Annotated in this window: 22 protein-coding genes; 10 read left to right on the top strand and 12 right to left on the bottom strand. The window is 68.9% G+C overall.

Annotated features, from left to right (window positions below; all coding sequences use genetic code 11):
- Positions 1-286: 286 nt before the first annotated feature.
- On the top strand, positions 287-643 hold the full coding sequence (locus F3H10_RS01645) for a hypothetical protein (protein WP_149783115.1): 357 nt from the start codon (positions 287-289) through the stop codon (positions 641-643).
- Positions 644-686: 43 nt separating this feature from the next.
- Here F3H10_RS01645 and F3H10_RS01640 read toward each other — a convergent pair whose 3' ends face one another.
- From F3H10_RS01640 to F3H10_RS01620, 5 genes are all read right to left on the bottom strand, one after another.
- Complete coding sequence (locus tag F3H10_RS01640) at positions 687-2222, bottom strand: TrkH family potassium uptake protein (RefSeq protein ID WP_149783114.1); 1536 nt, start codon at positions 2220-2222, stop codon at positions 687-689.
- A gap of 80 nt (positions 2223-2302) precedes the next feature.
- Positions 2303-3808 (bottom strand): TrkH family potassium uptake protein, encoded by a 1506-nt coding sequence (locus F3H10_RS01635; RefSeq protein WP_149783113.1) that lies wholly within the window; start codon positions 3806-3808, stop codon positions 2303-2305.
- A 4-nt stretch (positions 3809-3812) separates the two neighbouring features.
- A complete protein-coding gene (trkA, locus tag F3H10_RS01630) occupies positions 3813-5150 on the bottom strand; it encodes a Trk system potassium transporter TrkA (protein ID WP_149783112.1) in 1338 nt (445 codons plus the stop codon).
- Positions 5151-5221: 71 nt separating this feature from the next.
- Entirely contained in the window at positions 5222-6100 is an 879-nt protein-coding gene (locus tag F3H10_RS01625) for a mechanosensitive ion channel family protein (RefSeq protein WP_149783111.1), read from the bottom strand.
- Entirely contained in the window at positions 6100-6345 is a 246-nt protein-coding gene (locus tag F3H10_RS01620; RefSeq protein WP_149783110.1) for a YhbY family RNA-binding protein, read from the bottom strand. The genes F3H10_RS01625 and F3H10_RS01620 overlap by 1 nt, the downstream gene beginning before the upstream one ends.
- A gap of 197 nt (positions 6346-6542) precedes the next feature.
- Here F3H10_RS01620 and F3H10_RS01615 point away from each other — a divergent pair, with 197 nt between their 5' ends.
- From F3H10_RS01615 to F3H10_RS01605, 3 genes are read left to right on the top strand one after another with little or no spacing between them, the layout of a single operon-like run.
- Positions 6543-7598 (top strand): metal ABC transporter substrate-binding protein, encoded by a 1056-nt coding sequence (locus F3H10_RS01615; RefSeq protein ID WP_149783109.1) that lies wholly within the window; start codon positions 6543-6545, stop codon positions 7596-7598.
- Positions 7599-7600: 2 nt separating this feature from the next.
- Entirely contained in the window at positions 7601-8467 is an 867-nt protein-coding gene (locus F3H10_RS01610; protein ID WP_149783108.1) for a metal ABC transporter ATP-binding protein, read from the top strand.
- A complete protein-coding gene (locus tag F3H10_RS01605; RefSeq protein WP_223174159.1) occupies positions 8464-9471 on the top strand; it encodes a metal ABC transporter permease in 1008 nt (335 codons plus the stop codon). Before F3H10_RS01610 ends, F3H10_RS01605 begins: the two co-directional genes overlap by 4 nt.
- Positions 9472-9523: 52 nt before the next feature.
- Here F3H10_RS01605 and F3H10_RS01600 read toward each other — a convergent pair whose 3' ends face one another.
- From F3H10_RS01600 to ribH, 6 genes are all read right to left on the bottom strand, one after another.
- A complete protein-coding gene (locus tag F3H10_RS01600; protein WP_149783107.1) occupies positions 9524-10030 on the bottom strand; it encodes a DUF5797 family protein in 507 nt (168 codons plus the stop codon).
- Positions 10027-11349, bottom strand: coding sequence for an Asp-tRNA(Asn)/Glu-tRNA(Gln) amidotransferase subunit GatA (gene gatA / locus F3H10_RS01595; RefSeq protein WP_149783106.1), 1323 nt, complete (start codon positions 11347-11349; stop codon positions 10027-10029). Before gatA ends, F3H10_RS01600 begins: the two co-directional genes overlap by 4 nt.
- Entirely contained in the window at positions 11350-11706 is a 357-nt protein-coding gene (gene gatC, locus F3H10_RS01590) for an Asp-tRNA(Asn)/Glu-tRNA(Gln) amidotransferase subunit GatC (protein ID WP_149783105.1), read from the bottom strand.
- 78 nt (positions 11707-11784) lie between these two features.
- A complete protein-coding gene (locus tag F3H10_RS01585) occupies positions 11785-12273 on the bottom strand; it encodes a universal stress protein (RefSeq protein ID WP_149783104.1) in 489 nt (162 codons plus the stop codon).
- A 91-nt stretch (positions 12274-12364) separates the two neighbouring features.
- Entirely contained in the window at positions 12365-13561 is a 1197-nt protein-coding gene (locus tag F3H10_RS01580; RefSeq protein ID WP_149783103.1) for a pyridoxal phosphate-dependent aminotransferase, read from the bottom strand.
- 18 nt (positions 13562-13579) lie between these two features.
- Positions 13580-13984 carry a 6,7-dimethyl-8-ribityllumazine synthase gene (gene ribH, locus F3H10_RS01575; protein ID WP_149783102.1) on the bottom strand — a complete coding sequence of 135 codons (405 nt, stop codon included), beginning with the start codon at positions 13982-13984 and terminating at the stop codon, positions 13580-13582.
- Positions 13985-14083: 99 nt separating this feature from the next.
- Between ribH and msrA the strand changes: the two genes are divergently transcribed.
- The 5 genes from msrA to F3H10_RS01550 all read left to right on the top strand — a co-directional run bounded on the left by msrA (position 14084) and on the right by F3H10_RS01550 (position 18269).
- The gene (gene msrA, locus F3H10_RS01570; RefSeq protein ID WP_149783101.1) at positions 14084-14620 is read left to right on the top strand and encodes a peptide-methionine (S)-S-oxide reductase MsrA; all 537 of its coding nucleotides are present in this window, start codon (positions 14084-14086) and stop codon (positions 14618-14620) included.
- Positions 14621-14694: 74 nt separating this feature from the next.
- Positions 14695-15660, top strand: a complete 966-nt coding sequence (locus tag F3H10_RS01565; RefSeq protein WP_149783100.1) for a rhomboid family intramembrane serine protease — start codon at positions 14695-14697, stop codon at positions 15658-15660.
- Complete coding sequence (locus F3H10_RS01560; RefSeq protein WP_149783099.1) at positions 15661-16578, top strand: endonuclease V; 918 nt, start codon at positions 15661-15663, stop codon at positions 16576-16578.
- Positions 16579-16627: 49 nt separating this feature from the next.
- Complete coding sequence (locus tag F3H10_RS01555) at positions 16628-17251, top strand: adenylate kinase (protein WP_149783098.1); 624 nt, start codon at positions 16628-16630, stop codon at positions 17249-17251.
- Positions 17252-17363: 112 nt separating this feature from the next.
- Positions 17364-18269 (top strand): DUF106 domain-containing protein, encoded by a 906-nt coding sequence (locus tag F3H10_RS01550; RefSeq protein ID WP_149783097.1) that lies wholly within the window; start codon positions 17364-17366, stop codon positions 18267-18269.
- A gap of 72 nt (positions 18270-18341) precedes the next feature.
- On the opposite strand, the gene F3H10_RS01545 is transcribed toward F3H10_RS01550, so the two are convergent.
- A complete protein-coding gene (locus F3H10_RS01545) occupies positions 18342-19643 on the bottom strand; it encodes a DHH family phosphoesterase (protein WP_149783096.1) in 1302 nt (433 codons plus the stop codon).
- A gap of 115 nt (positions 19644-19758) precedes the next feature.
- Here F3H10_RS01545 and thiL point away from each other — a divergent pair, with 115 nt between their 5' ends.
- Positions 19759-20682: a thiamine-phosphate kinase gene (gene thiL, locus F3H10_RS01540; RefSeq protein WP_149783095.1), complete on the top strand. Its 924-nt coding sequence runs from the start codon at positions 19759-19761 to the stop codon at positions 20680-20682.
- Positions 20683-20702: the final 20 nt, after the last annotated feature.

Genomic DNA, 20702 nt, shown 5'->3' with positions numbered 1-20702 from the left:
CCTCTCATAAGAACTGTTCCTTCGAGAGTGAGCGGAGACCCGATGATCAGCTCTCGACTCGAAAACAATGGTGCGTGGACCCGATCACGCTATTTATTCGATCCCGTTGAAAAATACTGAATACACGTGAACGACTGGTCGATCGTGTACACACCCCCCGTTTCGTGATCGAATCGACCGACCGAACCGGCCGAGTCGGGCCCTCCACGCGATAATGGGGAAGCAGCTGGAACGTGGCCCGCGGTCCGCGGAGTCGTTATATGTCTCCGAGATAGAGTCCTCGAACATGCCTCGTTCCCCAGAGGACCCCACGCCTCCGGAGGGGTTACCCGATCGACTCGTCGCCGAATTGGAAGACCTCTCGCCCGAGGACCTCCGCAAGACGATCGTTCACGCCCGGGAACTGCTCCGGTTTCACGAGGAACGGGACCTCCCGATCGAACCGGAACCCGGCGAGGACGTCGTTCGGATCACGGAACACGAGGGATACACGGAGGTCGTGAAACGGCTCCCCTGTGAGGACGGCTGTGACGACTGTCCCCACGGCCCGTACGTCTACCACGTCACCGAGGAACCGCAGCCGGATGGCGAAACGAAGGTACACTGGTCGTTCATCGGCGAGGTCAACGTCGACGAGGACTAAAGAGGCGGGAGAGGCGTCGCCCCCGTCTCCTCGACGCGGGGCGTCACCGGCCGTCGATCGCCGAGATGAACACCGCGAGCACCGGCACGATCTCCAGCCGACCGACCCACATCAGGAAGACCATCAGCAGCTTCGACGCGTTCGAGAAGAACTCGTAGTTCCCGAACGGCCCCAGCCGGCCGAATCCCGGTCCGATGTTCCCGATCGTCGCAAGCGACGCGCTGGTCGACTCCAACACCGACAGCTGGATCCCGATCCGGGCGGTGTCGAGCGCGATGAACACCGCCGAGAGCGCGAACAGCAGAAGGTACAGGAGGGTGAACACCATGATGCCGCGGATCGCGTCCTCGTCGACGACGCTCCCGTTGAGTCGAACCGGCTGAACGACGTCCGGGTGTGCCGTCGTGAACAGCTCCCGCCGGATCGTCTTCGCCACGATGATCCACCGGACGATCTTCACGCCCCCGCCCGTGGAACCGGCCGATCCGCCGATGAACATCGCGAACATCAGGAGGATCTGCGCGTCCGTGTTCCACTGGGCGAAGTCGGCCGTCGCGTATCCGGTGGAGTTCAGAAGCGACCCGATCTGAAACGCGGCCTGTCGGAGCGAGTTCTCGGTCACGCCCTCCGTCGCGCCGCCCAGTTCGATGGGGGGTGCGGCACCGCGGAACAACAGCACCGCGAGGACGGCAGTCACGACCGCGAGCGCGCCGGCGTAGACGCGGAACTCCGCGTTCTCGAGCATGAGTTCGGCCTCGCCCCGCAACACGTGCCAGAACAGCGCGAAGTTGACCCCGGCGACGACCATGAAGGGGATGACGACCCACTGGACTGCCGCCGAGAACGCCGCGATGCTGTCGGCCTCGGGAGAGAACCCTCCCGTGGGCAGCGTCGTGAACCCGTGCGCCACGGCGTTGTACAGCCCCATGTTCGGGGCCATCCCGAGGAGGTGAAGCCCGTACAGGATCGCGATGTAGACGACGGTGAACCCGAAGTAGATCAGCCAGAGCGCACGCGCCGTCTCGGCGATCCGCGGCGTGAGCTTCTGGAGTTCGGGTCCCGGCGCTTCCGACTCCATCAGTTGGGCCCCGTTGACGGCGACCTCGGGGAGGATCGCGATCATCAGGACGATGATACCCATCCCACCGAGCCACTGGGTGAGTTGGCGCCACATCAACAGGGCGTGGGAATGCCGGTCCGTGCTGATCTCGCCGAGGACGGTCGCGCCGGTCGTCGTGAACCCGCTCATCGACTCGAACAGCGCGTTCACCGGCTCCGCGACCGTCGACGCCGTCCCGTACCCGGCGAGCAGGTACGGGATCGTGCCGATGAGCGCCGCGGCGAGCCACGCCAGCGAGACGAACAGCAGCGCCTCGCGCGGGCCGAGGTCGGGATCCCGGTCGACTCGCTCGACCGTGAGACCGATCGCCGCGACGAGGGCCATCGAGACGAGGAACACCCACACGTCCTCGCCGTAGGCGACCGCGACGGCGAGCGGAACCAGCATCGTGACCGCGAGGTACTTGATCCCGACTCCGAGGAGTCCGACGCTCGCCTTCCAGTTGACGCCCCACGACATAGGAGTTCGATCTATCGGGGAGTCGGCGGTTCGCTGTATTAACCTGTCGAAGGGGACCGTCGGCCGACGCGTCGTCTCGCTCAGGACGTCCAGAACGCCCTCGTGAACAACACGAGCACGGGGATGATCTCGATCCGGCCGATCCACATCAGGACGATCATCACGCCGCGGGTCGTCATCGAGAAGGACGCGAACGTGCCGTAAGGGCCGGCCTCGCCGAAGGCGGGCCCGATGTTGAGGAAGGTGGTCGCGGCCGCACCCATCGCCTCGAACTCCGTGACGCGAAGCCCCGCGCGCTCGGCGTCGACGACGATCACGACGGTGAGGAGGAAGAAGATCACGATGCTCAAGAGCAGGTACGCGTAGATGTCGCGGATGACCTCCTCGTCGACCGGTTTACCCGTGACCCGAACCGGCCGGATCGTCTCCGGGTGGATCGCGGTGTAGAGGTCCCGCCGGAACGCCTTGAGGGCGACGAGCCACCGCAGCGACTTGATCGAACACGTGGTCGACCCCACCATCCCGCCGATGAACATACACGCGAAGAGCATGTGTTTCGCCGCGGGGGCCCACAGCACGTAGTCGGTGCTGGCGTACCCCGTCGTGGTCACGATGGAGGCGACGTTGAACACGGCGTGTCGGAGCGTCCCCTCGACTCCGAACGCCGTCGCGGGGTCGAGAAAGAGCGCGAGCGCGACGACGGACGAGAAGAAGCCGAGCGCGCCCAGATAGAAGTGGAACTCCTCGTTACGCAACAGTCGCATCGGCTCGCCGTTGATGAAGAAGTAGATGAGCACGAAGCTCGTCGAGCCGATCACCATGAACGGGACGACCGCCCACTGGATGACCGGGTGGAACGCGCCGACGGAGAACGGCTCCGGCGAGAACCCGGCGGTCGCGACGGAGGTGAACGCGTGTGCGACCGCGTTGTACATGTCCATCCGGGGATCGAACGCCAGCCCGAGCAGGAAGTAGGTCGCGATCGCGAGCGCGGTGAGCCCGAGGTAGAGGCTCCAGATGAGCTGTGCCGTCCGGGATATCTTCGGCGTGAGCTTGTTCACGTCCTGGGTCTGTGACTCCGACTCCATCAGCTGGGCGCCACCGACCCCGATCTCCGAGAGCACCGCGGTCGCTAAGATCAGAATTCCCAGCCCGCCGAGCCACTGGATCACCTGCCGCCACATCAGCACGGATCGGGAGTGGAGCGAGAAGTCACGGAGGACGGTCGCGCCCGTCGTCGTCAGCCCGCTCATCGCCTCGAACATCGCGTTGACGGGGTGGGCGATCGTCCCGACGCCGGCGACGACGAACGGGATCGCGCCGACGGCGGCGACGAGCAGCCAGATCAGCGCCACCGCGAGGAACGCCTCGCGCGGACCGAGGTTCACCTCCAGGTCCCCGAAGCGCCGGAACAGCGCCCCGAGCGCGAGGGTGACGGCGATGGCGGCGAGGAAGGGAAGCGACGGCTCGGCGTAGTAGACGGAGAGCAGGAGCGGGAACGACAGGGGAACGACGAGCGCCGCGAGGACGTCGCCGGCCAGTCCGACGCTCGCCTGCCACCCGACCCGGATCCTGGATCCCGCCACGGACTCAGGCCATGGAGGCGATCTCGCTCACGGAGTCCGAATCCACGAGCAGGATGACGTGGTCACCGGGCTCGAGGACGGTGTCTCCCCGCGGCGTGACGAGCGCGTGGTTTCGGGTGATCGCACCGATGACGAACCGCACGTCGATCTCCTCGACGAGTTCGGCGATCGACCGCCCGGCGAACCGGCACCCCTCGGTGAGCTCCAACTCGAGGACCTCCGCCTGGTCGTTCTCCAGCACCGCGATGTTCTCGGCGATGCTCTCGTAGGTGAACCGGGTGATCTCCTCGGCGGTGACGGTGCGGGGGTTGATCGCGATGTCGATGCCGATCTCCTCGAAGACGGTGACGTAGTCGGGGCTGTCGACGACCGCGATCACGCGGTCGACGCCCATCCGTTTGGCGAGCACCGAGACGAGCAGGTTCTTCTCGTCCGAGCGGAGCGCGGTGACGACGATGTCGGCCTCGTCGACGTGCTCCCTCGAGAGGAACTCCGTGTCGGTCGCGTCGTGTTCCATCACGATCGTGTTCGGGAGGTCCTCCGCGAGCGTGCGCGCGCGGTCGGCGTCCCGCTCGATCAGCCGCGGCGTGAACTCCCGCTCCTCCAGGAGCCGAGCGGTCTGATACCCGATCTCGCTGCCGCCGACGATCACGATCTCGTCGGCGCGGTCGGGCGTGGTTTCGGGCGCGACGTCGTTCGCGAACGACTGGACGCTCTCGGGGCTCCCGATCACCACGGCCCGGTCGCCCGCCCCGATGTCGGTGTCGCCGCGCGGGATGATCATCTCGCCGTCGCGGAACAGGCCGACGAACGTCAGCGACTCGAACCGGTCGGCCTCCGAGACGGTCTGTCCGGCGACCGGGCTCTCCGCGGCGATCTCGAACTCCGCCATCTGGACGAGCCCGCTCGCGAACGGGTCGACGTCGATCGCCGCGGGGAGCCCGATGACGCGGACGATGTTCTGGGCGGTCAACAGGTCCGTACACACCATGAAGTCGACGCCGAAGGCCCCCTCGTTGCCCTCCCACGTCCGGAGGTACTCGGTGCTTTTCACCCGCGCGATGGTGAAGCCGTCCCCGAGCGTCTTCGCGGTCCCGCAGGTCACGAGGTTGGTCCGGTCGTCGTCGGTACAGGCGATGATCATGTCCGCCTCGTCGACGTTCGCGGCCGTCTGGATCCCGGTGGTCGTCCCGTCGCCGGCGATCGTGAGCACGTCGAGTTCGTACTTGAGCTGTTCGGCGCGGTCGGGGTCGACGTCGACGACGACGACCTCGTGGTCGGAGGCGAGGCTCGCGGCGATGCTCGTGCCGACCTCCCCCGCCCCGACGATGACCACGTGCATGGGGGCACCCACTGTGCGGACTTACAAGTGGGTTACTATCGCGGGCGGGGCGTCTTCGGCCCCGACGCCCGCTACTCCCCGCCGCCGAACGTCCCCGGCTCGGACCACGCGTCCCGGCCCGCGACCGTCCGCTGCGGGAACGGGACGGTGATCCCCTCCTCGTCGAACCGTTCCTTGACCGCCTGGACGTACTCCGCACGCGTCCGAATGAAGTCCGCCCGCGAGGGGTCGTCGATCCAGATCCGCGACTGGAGCCCGACGTACGAGTCGGCGAGTTCGTTCAGCCGCACCGACGGAGCGGGGTCCTCGAGGATCCCCTCGTGAGCCTCCGCCTCCTCGACGATGATGTCTATCGCCTCGTCGATGTCGTCGTCGTAGTCGATCCCGAAGACGAACTTCAGCCGGAGCCGTCCCTTGGCGACGGGGTTCTTCACCACGCCGCCGGTGAGCACGTTGTTCGGGACGGTGAGGAGTTCATTGTCGAACGTCCGCACGCGGGTGACCCGGAACGAGATGTCCTCGACGATCCCGGAGTGGCCGTCCCACTCGACCCAGTCGCCGATGCGGAACGGCTTGTCGGTGTAGATGAAGACGCCGGCGACGAAGTTCTTGATCACGTCCTGGAGGGCGAACCCGACCGCGAGCGTGGCCGCGGCGGCGATCGTCGCCAGCGACCGAAGGAACCCCTGGTAGCCGGCCGCGCCGAACGCGACGGTGATGCCGGCGAAGAGCACGAGGAACGTGACGATCTTCTGGAGCGGTCTGCGCGCGTGCTCGTCGAGCCCCTGTCGGTCGAACAGTCGGCCGACTAGCGGGGCGATGACCGCCTTGTTGAGCACGTACGCGACCGCGACCACGACGAGGAATATCGCCGCGTCGAGGACCAGTTCGGTCGCCCCCCCGAGGTACGGCTCAAGCGTCCCGGTGACGGCGAGAGACGACCCGACCATCAGTGGAAGACGGCGGTGTTCCCGCGCGTCTCGACGAGGTCCGCGTTCACCGCCTCGGCGAGCTCGTCGGCGAGCTCGTCGGTCGAGGTCCCGCCGCGGGCGGCCCGCAGGAACTTCGCTTTCACCAGTTTCCGGTCGTCGAGCTGATCGGACAGCTCGTCGACGACCGCCTCGATACCTCCCTTGCCGACCCAGACCGTGACGTCGAGGTCGTGCGCCTCCTTCCGGAGCTCCTGATCGGTCATACCCGTTTCACTCGCTCGCCCGCATTGAACCTTGAGGTTCGCGGGTCGCGTTCGCGGCCCGTGACTGCGGTTCACGGCTCGCCGGGACGGTCCCGACCGTGACGGGGAGTTCCGGACTCCCCGAAAATATTTAGATATATCTAATAATTCTATTAGGGGCACAAGCGTTATGTCCGTCCCCGGCGGACGGTCCGGTAATGAACTCCGAACGAACCGGAACGACGAGCGTCTCCAGACGGGGCGTACTCGCGGTCGGCGCCGGCGGGGTCGCCGGCGGGATCGCGGGCTGTCTCGGCGGGTCCGCGACTCCCGACGACGCCGATGACGACGGGAGCGCGAGCCGCGACGGCCCCACCGTGGTCGCCTCCTTCTTCACGTTCTACGACTACGCTCGGCGGCTCGCGGCGGGTACGAACGTGACGGTCGAGAACCTGGTTCCGACCGGCCTCCACGGCCACGGCTGGGAACCCGACCCGTCGATCCAGCGGCGGATCACCGACGCGGACGCGTTCGTCTACGTGGGTCCCGACTTCCAGCCGTGGGCCGACCGCGCGATCGACACGCTCGCCTCCGAGACGGTGGAGACGACGGTCGTGAACGCTCGCGAGGGCGTCGACCTGATCGACCTCGGCGAGGGGCTCACCGAGGACGAGGCGGTGGAAAACGCGAAGGACCCGCACTTCTGGCTCGACCCCGAGCGCGCGAAACGTTCGGTCGAGAACGTCGCGGACGGGTTGGTCGAGACCGCGCCGGACGCCGAGGAGACGATCCGCGAGAACGCGACCGCGCTCGAGGCCGACCTCGACGACCTCGACGCGGAGTGGGAGTCGGCGTTCGAGGCCGCCGAGCGCGACGTGGTCTTTCTCGCCGCCCACAACGCCTTCGGCTACCTCTCGGACAGGTACGGGACCACCATCGAGCCGCTGGTGGTGAACCTCGCGGCCGACGGCGACGTGCGACCCGCGGACATGCGTCGGGCCCAGGAGACCATCGCCGCGAACGACATCCGGCACATCGGCGCGGCCGTCTTCGAGCCGATCCGGCCGGCGAGACAGCTGTTGGAACAGACCGACGTGGAGGCGTACTTCCCCGTCACGCCGTACGCCGGGACCGCGGACTCGTGGGCCGAGCGCGGCTGGGGCTACTTCGACATCGCGCGCCAGGTCAACCTCCCGACGTTCCGGATCCTGTTGGGGATCGACGAGCCCGAGGACGTCAGCTTCGCCGACTACGGCCGCAACTTCGAGCCCTGACCATGTCGCTCGAAGGGATTCCATCGGTCGGGGTCGGCGGGGTCGAGACGAGCCGGGAGAGCGCGGAGGCCGGCGAGGGGCGAAGGGGAGAGGGCACCGCCGACGCCGACCGCGTCGTCGACGCCGTCGACCTCACGTTCGGCTACGCCGCGGCGCCCGTGGTCGAGTCCGTCTCCTTCGGCGTCGACCGCGGCGAATACGTCGGGATCGTCGGACCGAACGGCTCCGGGAAGAGCACGCTGTTGCGGCTCGTGTTGGGGCTCCACGAGCCCGACTCGGGACACGCCCGGCTGCTCGGGCACCCCTCGCTCGCGTTCGCCGAGCGCGAGCGCGTCGGCTACGTCGCCCAGGACGTGACCGAGAACACGAAGCGGATGCCGATCACGGTCGCGGAGGTCGTGTTGATGGGGCGGTTCCCCCACGCCGGATTCGGCCGGGTGACCGAGACGGACCGCGAGCACGCCCGCGAGGCGCTCCGAACGGTCGGGATCGAGCGACTCGCCGACCGGAAGATCACGGCGCTGTCGGGCGGCCAGCGCCAGCGCGCCTACATCGCGCGGGCGCTCGCCGGCGAGGCCGAACTCCTCGTGTTGGACGAGCCGACCGTCGGCGTCGACGCCGAGTCCGTGGACGCCTTCTTCGATCTCCTCGCCGACCTCAACGACGAGGGGATGACGATACTGCTCGTCGAACACGACATCGGGGCGGTCCTCGAACGCGCCTCCCGGGTGATCTGTCTCAACCGCGAGGTGTACTTCGACGGGTCGCCCGCGGCGTTCGCCGGGAGCGACGCCCTCGAGCGGGCGTACGGGACGAACCTCGGTCTGGGGGCGAAAACGGAAACGGACTCGAGGGGTGACGGCTCGTGACGACCCTCGTCTCGGAGGCCATCCGGGCCCCCTACGACTTCCTCGCGTGGCTGGTCGGGCTGTGGAGCGACGCCCTCTACGCCGTCGGCGACGCGCTCGGGATCGGGATGCTGGAGTACGTCTTCATGCACCACGCGTTCCTCGTCGGGACGCTGATCGCGGTGATGGCCCCGCTCGTCGGGACGTTCCTCGTCCACCGGCAGATGGCGCTCATCGGCGACGCGTTGGCACACACGGCGTTCGCGGGCGTCGCCGTCGGGCTGTTCGTCAACTCGATCCTCGGGACGGGGATCTCCCCGTACCTCACGGCGGTCGTCGTCGCGATGCTCGCCGCGCTCGCCATCGAACTGATCTCCGAGGTCACGGACGCGTACAACGACGTCTCGATGGCGATCGTGCTCTCGACGGGGTTCGCGCTCGGCGCGGTGCTGATCAGCGTGAACACCGGCGGGCTCGCGGTCGGGATCAACCAGTACCTCTTCGGGAACCTCGCGACCGTCTCCCGGGAGAACGCGGTCCTGCTCGTCGTCCTCTTCCTCCTCGTCTCGGTCGTCGTGACGGTCACGTACAAACAGCTGTTGTACGTCACCTTCGACGAGACCGCGGCCCGCGTCGCCGGGATCGACGTGACGTGGTACAACCGGCTGATGACGACGCTGACGGCGCTGGTGGTCGTCGGCGCGATGCAGATCATGGGCGTAATCTTGGTCGCCGCGATGCTCGTCGTCCCCGTCGCCGCGGCCGCGCAGGTCGCCCGCGGGTTCCGCGAGTCGCTTCTCGCCTCGGTCGTGCTCGCGCAGATCGCGGTGCTCGTCGGGATCACCCTCTCGTACCGGTACGAGGCGACCGCCGGCGGGACGATCGTCCTCGTCGCCGTCGCGGTCTACATCGGGATGGTGCTGGCCGGGAAGCTCCAGTCCCGACGGGGCGTCTCCGAGGAAGCCGGGACGGGATCGGTCGCGAGGGAGATCGACGCGGGCACGGGCGAGTCCACGGACGACTGACCGTTCGCGTCCGATTCCCCGCCTCCGTCGGATTCTCCCGTTCCGCCGCCAGCTACTCGACGATCTCCACGTCGACGGCGTCCCGCTCGACGGCGAGCCGGAACGTCGGCACGGTCCGGTAGACGACCTCGACGACGTTCTTGCGCTCTAGGCTCCGGAGCGCGCGGCGCACCTCCCCCACGTCGGGGTCGACGTCGTACGTCTCCCGGAGGTCCTCGAGGACGCTCACGACCGACTGCGAGCGCTCCTCGGGGCCGGCGACGACCGCGAACACCCGGGCCTCGAGCTCCGGAACGCGGATCGTGTCGGGAGCGGCCCCCTTCGCGACCGCGTCCGCCTCGATGCCGGGCTCGACGTCGACGAGGTCGTTCGCCTCCGCCGTCGTCCGGATCAGGCTGTCGTCGTCGCGGTAGTAGTACTCCTTCAGGTGGTCCTCGAGGTAGCGGTGGACCTCGCTACCGCCGTCGACCCCCCACGCGTCCTCCAGCTCGGAGTTCTTCGTCGGCTGGAGGCGAACCACGTCGGCGAGGCGGTCCAGCTCCTCGTCGGTCAGGCTCATCGGTCCTCGACCGCGCTCGCCGCGCGGATCACCGTCTCCTCGTCGAACTTCGGCCCGACGAGTTGGAGTCCGACCGGGAGCCCGTCGGCCTCCCCCGCGGGCACCGAGATCGCCGGCAGGTTCGCGAGGTTGGCGGGCGTCGTGTTCGCGTCCGCGAGGTACATCCGCAGCGGGTCGTCGAGGCTCTCGCCGAGCTCGAAGGGGAGGACGGGCATCGTCGGCGACGCGATCACGTCCACGTCCGCGAAGGCCTCCTCGAAGTCCTGCCGGACCCACTCGCGGGCGTCCTGGGCCTTCGCGTAGTACTCGTCGTGGTAGCCCGCCGAGAGCGCGTAGGTCCCGAGCAGGATCCGGCGTTTGACCTCCGAGCCGAACGCCTCGCGGGTCTCGGCGAACGACTCGTTCCAGTTCTCGTCGGAGTCGGCTCGGTGGCCGTAGCGAACCCCGTCGAAGCGCGCGAGGTTCGAGGAGGCCTCGCTGGTCGCTATCACGTAGTAGGCCTGGACCGCGTGCTCGACCGAGGGAAGGGATGTCTCGGTCGTCTCCGCCCCCTGTGCCTCGAGGTCGGCGATCGCGTCCTCGACCGTCTCGACCACGCGCTCGTCCGCCCCCTCGAACAGCTCGGTCGGCACGCCCACGGTCAGCCCGTCCACGTCGCCGTCGGCGGCCGCGGCGTAGTCGATGCCGCCGTCGGCACCGGCGTCGGCGTCGCCATCCCCGCCGCCGTCGACGCTCGTCGGGTCACGCGTCGTCCCGTCGTTCGGGTCCGGACCCGCGATGACCGAGAGCGCTTCCGCCGCCTCCTCGACGGTGCTCGCGATCGGTCCGATCTGCTCGAGCGAGTTGGCGTACGCGACGAGCCCGTACCGCGAGACCAGCCCGTAGGTGGGCTTGATCCCGACGACGCCGCAGAACGCGGCCGGACAGCGCACGGAGCCGCCCGTGTCCGAGCCCAGCGCCACGTCGGCCTCGCCCGCGGCGACCGCGGCCGCCGAGCCGCCGGAGGAGCCGCCGGGGACGCGGTCGGGGTCCGCGGGATTACGCGTCGGGCCGAACGCGGAGGTCTCCGTGGTGGTTCCCATCCCGAACTCGTCCATGTTCGTCTTGCCGACGACCGTCGCGCCGGCGTCCGTCAGCCGATCGACCACCGTGGCGGAGTACGGCGGGACGTAGTCGGCGAGCATCTCCGAGCCGCAGGTGGTCCGGATCCCCTCCGTCGAGATGTTGTCCTTGACCGCGACGGTCGTGCCCGCGAGCGGGCCGTCTTCGTCGCCCTCGATCGTCTCCTCGGTGATGAACGCGTTGTACTCGGTCGCCATCTACGACACCTTCGGCCCCTTGAAGAAGCCGTCCTCCGTCTCCGCGGCGTTCGCCAGCGCCTCCTCCTGGGCGAGTCCCGCCTCGACCTCGTCGGCGCGCATCACGTTGACGAGCTCCTCCTCGCGGTCGAGGTCGGGTACCTCGTCGAGCGCCTCGAAGTACTCGAGGATCTCCGCGAACTGGTCGGCGAACGTCTCCGTTTCCTCCTCCGCGAGACGGACGCGGGCCAGCTCCGCGACGTGCTCCACTTCGGCGGCGTCGACGACCGGCTCGCCGGAACCGGCCTTCGTGTCCCCGTCCGCGTCGCCGGCGTCGGGACCGGCGGACTCGCCGTCGGGGTCCGAGGTGTCTGTCATACGTGGGGGTACGACGGACCGGGAGTAAGGGTTTCGGAACGGCCGACCGGCCGGGAGCGAGCGGCCGCCAGTCCGGCGCTACTCGTCCTCGCCGTCGTCCTCGGCGTCGGCTCGAACCGTCACGACCGGCGGGTCGGCGAGCCGTACGACCTTCTCGGAGACGCTGCCGAGCAGGTAGCGCCTGACGCCGGACCGACCCTCGGTCCCCATCACGACCATGTCGATGTCGTTCTCGTCGATGTACTCGAGGATGACCTCGTGGGGGTTTCCGCCCCGGACCGAGGCAACCGTCTCGATCCCCTCGAAGTCGTTCGCGACCTCCTCGACGAACGGCGTGGCGCGCTCCTCGAGCTCGCGTTTCCGGTCCTCCTCGGACGGTCGGTCCCCCGAGTAGCCCTTCGGCCCGGAGATGTAGTTGCCGCTCATCCCGAGCGTGAACTGACGCGTGTCGACGACGTGTAACACGTGAACCGTCGCGTCGAACGCCTCGGCGATCTCCCGTACGTGTGATATCGCGGCCTCGGAGCCGGCACTCCCGTCCGTGGGGTACAGTATGTGCTTGTACATGTCGTCACCAAGGCAACGATCCGCACAGGTGTATAAAAATCCCACCGGCGAAACCGGGACGAAACGGCGCTCGACCGCACGGAGCCGGCGTTCAGAGCAGGTCGTTCGCGACCAGCCGGTCGACCGCCTCGCGCAGTCGCTCCTCGCTCGCGGCGTAGGAGATCCGTGCGAAGCCGGGCGCGTTGAACGCGCTCCCGGGGACGCACGCCACGGACGCCTCCTCGATGGCGCGCTCACACCAGTCGGCGTCGTCCGCTCGCGGCCCGTCGCCGCTCGCACTCGAGCCGCTCCGCGGCTCGCCTACCGGGATCATCATGTAGAACGCCCCGTCGCCGACGTCGACATCGACGCCGTGCTCGTCGAACAGGTCCACGAGCAGGTCGCGGCGGTCGGCGAACGCCTCCCGCATCTCCTCGACCGACTCGTCGGTGTTCTCGAGCGCCTCGATCCCGGCGCGCTGGACGAAGTTGGTCGCACACGAGACCGAGTGCGAGTGGAGCTTGCCCGCCTGCCCGACGAGCTCCTCGGTCGCGTGGAGGTACCCGAGCCGCCACCCGGTCATGGAGTACGCCTTCGAGAAGCCGTTGACCGTGACCGTGCGGTCGGCCATCCCGTCGAGGCTCCCGAGCGAGACGTGGTCGGCGTCGTAGACGATCCGCTCGTAGATCTCGTCGGAGATCACGGCGAGGTCGTGTTCGACCGCGAGGTCCCGGACGCCCTCCAGAGCGGCCTCCGAGAACACCGCGCCGGTCGGGTTCGACGGCGAGTTGACGACGAGCAGTTCGGTGTCCGCGGAGACCGCCTCGGCGAGGTCGTCGAGGGCGGGCTCGAGCTGGAAGCCGTGCGGGGCGAGGTCGACGCGGGTGAGGTCGCCGCCGGCGAGTTTCGCCATCGCCTCGTAGGAGACCCACGCGGGGTCCAGAAGCACGACCTCGTCCCCGTCGTCGATCAGCGTCTGGAACGTCTCGTACAGCGCCTGCTTGCCGCCGGGGGTGACGATCACCTCGTCGGCGTTCGCGTCGATCCCGTCGTCGCGGAGCTTCGCCGCGATCGCCTTTCGAAGCGGTAGGATCCCGTTCGAGGAGGTGTAGCCGGTGTGGCCGGCGTCGAGCGCCTCCTTCCCGGCCTCGACGACGTTCTCCGGCGTGTCGAAGTCGGGCTCGCCGACCGAGAGGTCGACGACGTCCGCCCCTTCGGCCTCCTTCTCGGCGGCCAGGTTCGATATCGCCAGCGTCGCGCTGGGCTCTACGCGTCCGATCCGGTCGGAGTAGTCGTATGCGTCGGTCATTGTGTTCCGTTGGTTCGGTCAGTCGAGTTCCTCCGCGAGGTCGACGGCGGCGCGTGCGGCCTCCGCGCCCTTGTCGATCCGCTCGCGGGCCTCCGCGCCGGACATCCCCGGGCCGCTCACGCCGAAGGTGACGGGGGTGTCGCGGTCGAGGCTCACCTGCGTGAGCTTCTCCGCGGTCGCGTTCGCGATGACGCGGTCGTGATCGGTGTCGCCGGTGACGATCGCGCCGATGACGGCGACCGCGTCGACGTCCTCGCGCCGCGCCAGCCGGTCGGCGGCGAGCGGGCTGTCGTACGCGCCCGGCACGCTCACTTCGTCGACGACGACGGCGTCGCGCTCGGCCGCCGCCTCCCGGGCGGCCTCGGCCATCGGCTCCGTGACGGAGTCGTTGAACCGCGCCACCACCAGTCCCAGCGAGACCATACCACGGCTCGGAGGGGGGACGCCAAAGGTTTACCGTTCGCCGCTGACGGCCGACTCGCTCGGACGGTGTTTAAGGGGTTCGCGCCCCTACGGGTAGGTATGACGAACCACCTCGAAACGGCGACGTTCGGCGGCGGCTGCTTCTGGTGTGTCGAGGCGGCGCTCGAGGAGCTCTCGGGCGTCGAGTCGGTGACCTCCGGGTACGCCGGCGGCCACGCGGAGGACCCGACGTATCGGGAGGTCTGCTCCGGGAACACCGGCCACGCCGAGGTCGTTCAGGTGGAGTACGACCCCGAGGTCGTCGGCTACGACGACCTCCTGGAGGCGTTCTTCACGATCCACGACCCGACACAGCTCGACCGGCAGGGCCCCGACGTGGGGAGCCAGTACCGGTCCATCGTCCTCACGCACGACGAGGAGCAACGCGAGCGGGCGGCGGCGTACATCGAGGCGCTCGACGAGGAGTACGACGACGAGGTCGTGACCGAGCTCGAGCCGCTGGAGACGTTCCACCGCGCCGAGGAGAAACACCAGGACTACTTCGCGAAGAACCCCGACGACGCCTACTGTACGTTCCACGCCCAGCCGAAGGTCGAGAAGGTGCGCGAGAAGTTCGAGGCGAAGGTCGCGAAGTGAGGGACCGGCCGGAGCGAGCGACGGGTCGACCGGAGAGCCAAACCGCTTTAGGACCGCCGCCGTAAGGGACGGTAATGGCGACGTGCGACGAGTGCGGGGAGTACGAGAACCTCCCGTACCAGTGTCGACGGTGTGGGCGGACGTTCTGTGCTGACCACCGCCTGCCGGAGAACCACGACTGCCCGGGGCTCTCCGAGTGGAACGATCCCGGCGGCGTCTTCGACAGCGGCTTCGACGACGGCGTCGAGGGCGGGAACCGCGGCGACGACGGCGTCGCGGGTCGGGTGAAACGACGGATCGAACGCGAGACGGGGACCGGCGGTCTCCTCGGCTACTTCCGCGGGAACGCGACCTACGCCATCCTGGCGGCGATGTGGATCACCTTCCTCGCGCAGTGGATCGCGCTCTTCGTCGGCGGAGAATCCCTACACAACACCCTGTTCGTCCTCCGCTCCGATTCGATAACCAACGTCTGGACGTGGGTGACCTCGGTGTTCTCACACGCTCCCGGACAGCTGTTCCACATCATCGGCAACAGCATCGTGATCCTGTTTTTCGGCCCGCTCGTCGAGCGCGCGGTCGGATCGAAGCGGTTCGTGGGCTTCTTCTTCGGGGCGGGGATCCTCGCCGGGCTCGGCCACGTCCTGTTCGCGATCGCGACGGCTCCCCCGGGTGCCCCGCCGACGGGAGTGCTCGGCGCCAGCGGCGCCGGGTTCGCGATCCTCGGCGTGCTCACCGTGTGGCGACCGAACATGCGGGTGCTCCTCTTCTTCGTCATCCCGATGAAGATCAAGTACCTGACGTGGGGGATCGCGCTCGTCTCCGCGATCCTCGTCGTCCAGACCGGTACGGGCGGTGTCGGCGGCATCGCGCACCTCGCGCACCTGATCGGCTTCGCGATCGGGCTCGCGTTCGGCAAGCGAAACGAGGGGCTCGCCGGGTCCGCGCGCGGTCCCGGCGGGATGCGTATGGGCGGCGCCGGCGGACCGGGCGGTCCCCGAGGACCGGGCGGACCGGGCGGTCCCGGCGGGCGGTTCTGAATGTCGCCGCCGGAACGATCGCCCTCGTGGACGCCGTCCGTCGACCCGACCTCGCTCGCGCACTCGGAGTTCCTTCCCGATCTCGGCCTGTCGCGCGAGGAGATGGAGTCGCTCCAGCGCGAACTGGCGGCGGAGGCGACGTTCGCGGACGAGATCGGATTCACTCCCGACGACGTCGCGATCGACGAGGCCGCGGACCTCTCGACCGGACTGCCGTCCCCGTCCCCCGAACCTACCGGCGACCTCGACGCCGACGCGCCGGTCGTCGTCGGGATCGACCAGGCGTTCCGTCCCGAGCACGACGAGGCGGTGTCGGCCGCGGTCGCGATCCGGAACGGGCGCGTGATCGAGTACGCGGACGCGGTCACGCCGCTCTCGATCCCGTATGTTCCGGGATTACTGGCCTTCCGCGAGGGTGAGCCGATGCTCGCCGCGCTCGAGGACCTCGCCGCGACCCCCGACCTCCTCGTCTGTGACGGGTCCGGCCGGATCCACTTCCGGCAGGCCGGGATCGCCACCCACGTCGGGGTGATACGCGACCTGCCGAGCGTCGGCGTCGCGAAGAGCCTCCTGTGTGGCGAGCCCGACGAGCCGGTCGCGGAGCGACCCGAGGGATGGTCGACACCGGTCCGCGCCGACGACTCGGTCGAGCGGGTCGGCACGACCACCGGCACCGGCGCGGCGACCGACTCCCCGAGGACCGACCCGCCCGTCATCGGTCACGCCTACCAGTCGCGGCAGTACCCGAACAGCCGTCGGGTGAATCCGCTGTACGTGAGTCCCGGCCATCGTGTCTCGTCGGAGACGACCGTCGAGCTCGTCGCGGCGCTGTGTGCCGGCTACAAGCTCCCGGAGCCGACCCGGCTCGCGGACGCACACGCGGACCGGGTGAAACGTCGACTCGACGGCGGCGAGTGACCGGCCGCGGATCTTCAAGGCTTTACGTGCGCGGGATGACCGCCCCGATATGAGTCACCGGATCCTGCTTTTGGGTGCGCCGGGCGCCGGCAAGGGGACACAGAGCGCGAAACTCGCCGAGGAGTACGGGATCGACCACGTCACCACCGGCGACGCGCTCCGCGCGAACAAGGACATGGAGACCGAGTACGGGACGCCTCGTTCGTTCATGGAGGCCGGCGATCTCGTCCCGGACCCGGTCGTCAACGAGATCGTGAAGACCGCCCTGGAGGACGCCGACGGCTTCGTGCTCGACGGCTACCCGCGCAACCTCGAACAGGCGGAGTACCTCTCTCAGATCACGGACCTCGACGCCGTGGTCCTCCTCGACGTCGACGACGAGGTGCTCGTCGACCGGCTCACCGGCCGCCGGGTCTGTGAGGAGTGCGGCGCGAACTACCACGTCGACTTCCAGCCGCCCGAGGAGGCGGGCGTCTGTGACGAGTGCGGCGGCGAGTTGGTCCAGCGCGAGGACGACACCGAGGAGACCGCGCGCGAGCGGCTCGAGGTGTTCGAGGAGAACACCGAGCCCGTGATCGAGCACTTCCGCGAGGAGGGCGTCCTCGTGGAGGTCGACGGGGAGGCGACCCCCGACGAGGTCTTCGACCGGATCCGCGGCGTCGTCGAGGCGTAGTCGGCGTCGTCGAGGCGGTCTCCCGTCGGGAGACGATCGGCTCCGTCGAGGCGGCCGTCTCGCGACGACGATCCTACAAGGTTCTTAACCGTCGACCGCTAACCGCTCGATAATGAGTAAGGTCGAACGGCGGGTCCGCTCGCTCGTCACCGAGGACGGCGAGATGCGGGACGCGATCGAAACCGTCCTCGATCGCGCCACCGACGGCGAGGTCCGCTGGGTCGAGGTCCGCGACGAGATCACGAGCGGACAGTGGGGACGGCTCATCGAGAAGGAGATCCTCGTTGACGGCGAGAGCGGCTTCGCGATCGCCGACCGCGAGGGGATCGAGGCGGGACTGAGCGAGGACGATGACGGGGGCGGCGACGTCGAGACCCCCGAGACCACCTCGTGGACGAAGTGGGACAAACTGGCCGCGCTGGCGACGATCGGCGCGTTCGTCGGCTACGCCGTCCCGCCGGTCCGGAACGTCATCGCCGGCGCGATCGACCTGGTGTTGGGGCCGCTGATCGAGCTCGTCCCCTTCTACGTCATCATCATGGTGATCGCGTTGGGGACGGGCCTCTACTCCACGCTGTTGCGCGCGGGGCTGATGGACATGGAGAAGATGAGCCAGTACCAGGACCGCATGAAGGACATCCAGGAGCGCCGCAAGGAGGCCAAAGAGCGCGACGACCAGGAGGCGCTCGACGCGATCCAGGAGGAGCAGATGGACGCGATGGGCGACCAGCTCGGGATGTTCAAAGAGCAGTTCCGCCCGATGGTGTGGATCATGTTCCTGACCATCCCGGCGTTCCTCTGGATGTTCTGGGTCATCGGCTACCGCGGCTCCGACCCCGCATACCCCGCGATCGCCGCACAGGAGCTCGTCGTCCCGCTCGCCGGCGCGGTCACCTGGGACGCCGGCCTCGTCGGCCCCATCCAGATGTGGATCGTCTGGTACTTCCTCTGCTCGATGGCGTTCACCCAGCTGGTACAGAAGAGCCTCAACATCTCGATGTCGCCGTCGTCGTCGTAGACGACGGGTCGACACGGAGTCGCTCGCGGCGTAAACCGCCCGCGCTTGGTCGCCGTCCTATCGATCGCCGTTCTACTGGTCGTCGTCAGCGACTTCGTCGTCGCCTTCGGCCTCCTTGCTTTCGATCTCCTCGGCGACGGCCTCGAACGCCGCGAGGATCACGCGTTTACACGCCTGTCCCTCCGTCGTCCAGTGGTGGGCGTAATCGAGCATGTCGTCGTAGATGTCGGGTTTACACCCCGCCGCCTGGGGGTGGCCGCCGCCGTTCACCTTCCCGGCGACCTCGTGGGCGTGTTCGAAACCGTCGGAGCCGCGGATCGACGCCGACCCCGCGGGCTTGACGATCACGGCGGCGTCGGCCCCCCGCTCGCGGAGCGACTCGGCCACCTCGTTCTGTGAGCACCGTCCGTACGTCACGGCGACGCGCCAGTCGCCGACCTCGTGGACGGCGGCGCGGTCGACGGCGGCGTCGATCCGCGCGGACTTCTCGACCCGGCGCGACTCGACGTACTCGCGGACGACGGGCGGGAGGTCCGCGCCGTGGGCACCGATCACGGTCGCGTACTCCTCGCTTCCCGACCAGTACGAGTAGTCGGCGAGGTCGTCCGACCGCGGGTCCTCCTTGATCCAGAGGTCGTGGTCGCGGGTCACCGCGGCGAGTTCGGTCCAGCGGTCCTCGAAGGAGTGTTCCAGCGAGCGGAGGGTCACGTCCGCGGTACACTCCTCGTCGGACTCGCCGACGACGAGGTCGACGCCGCGCTCGCGGACCGCCGCCGCGACCGCGCCGTCCCACTGGTGGTGGTCGAACCACCGGATCGACGCACACGACTCCGAGAGCGCGTCCAGCGCGTCCGCGATCGGCTCGAACTGGTCGGGACACAGGTCACAGACGTAGAGGTCGATCCCGTCGTCCGCGTACGCGACGACGCGCTCGAGGGCGGTGTCGAGCGAGTACGGCCCGGCGGAGACCAGCCCCACCGGCGATTCGGCGTGGGCGTTCTCGGTGGGGTCGTCGTCCTCGTCGTCGCCAGCGTCGACGTCGGCGTCCACGGGAGCGTCGTCGTCCTCGCCGTCGGCGGCGTCCCTCTCGTCCGACTCCTCCTCGTCGTCCTCGGCGATTCGTTCCGCGATGGCGGCCTCGAAGTCCGCCACGTCGAGGGCGGCGTCGTGGGCCTCGCGGATCATCGCCGCGCAGGCGAGCCCGTCGGCGTCGCCGTCGGCGATCACGACCGCCTCGCCGTCCTCGATGGTCTCGCGGGCGCGCCGCTCCGCGCGTTCGTCGTCGAGCGAGTCGGGATAGAAGAACCCCGTTCCGGGGAGCTTGGTGTATCGAGACAGGGGCGTCCCGGTCTCGCGGATGAGGTCGTCGTCCATACGCGCAGGCCGGGCGGCAGCGGGAAAACTCCGCCGCTCCGTGTCGGACCGGGGACGGCGTCGTCCCGCGCCGGCGACCGAACCATCTAACCCCTCGCCGGCCCGTTCGGGGAGCGTGAACGAGCGCGACGCCCTCCGGAGACTCGCGGCCGACCTCCCCCGCGCCGGCGACGACGCCGCCGTCGTGGACGGCACCGTCATCACCACGGACATGCTCCACGAGCGGACCGACTTCCCGCCGGGGACGACCCGGTACACGGCCGGCTGGCGCGCGGTCGGCGCGTCGCTGTCGGACGTCGCGGCGATGGGCGCCGAGGCGACCGCCGCGGTGGCGGTCTACGCGGACGAGACGTTCGATCCCGGCGACCTCGACGAGTTCGTCGCCGGCGCGGTCGACGTCTGTGCGGCGGTCGACGCGGAGTACGTCGGCGGCGACCTCGACACGCACACGGAGTTCACGACCGCGACGACCGCCATCGGGAGCGTCGTCGACGAGGCCGACCGCGACGACGCGGGCGCCGGCGTCGGCGCGGTGACCCGCTCCGGCGCGTCACCCGGGGAGGCGCTCTGTGTCACCGGCGAGTGGGGTCGATCGGCGGCCGCGCTCCGTCTCTTCGAGCGCGGGACCGAATCCGCGCTCGACCGGGCGAACGACCTCTTCCGGTTCACGCCGCGGGTCGCCGACGGCCGCGCGCTGGCGGGGAACGCGACGGCGATGATGGACTCCTCGGACGGGCTCGCGCGCTCGCTCCACCAGCTCGCGGAGGCGAGCGGAGTCGGGTTCGCACTCGAGAGCGACGCGGTCCCCGTCCACCCCGCCGTCGACGACGTGGCCGACGACGAGGCGGAACGGTTCGAGCTCGCCGCGCACTTCGGCGAGGACTTCGAACTGGTGTGTACGGTCCCGGAAGGGAAGCTCGACCGGGCTCGCGAGGCGTGTCCGGCCGGGCTCGTCAGGGTCGGAACGGTTCGTGAGGCGGACGAGGGCGTGACCGTCGACGGCGACCCGCTCCCGGATCGCGGGTACACCCACGGCTGAGTCGACGGGGAGGGACGACC

Source organism: Halorubrum aquaticum (assembly GCF_900113615.1).
GTDB lineage: Archaea > Halobacteriota > Halobacteria > Halobacteriales > Haloferacaceae > Halorubrum > Halorubrum aquaticum.
Note: the sequence above shows the minus strand (reverse complement) of the source record. Positions and strands in the feature narration are given on the sequence as shown.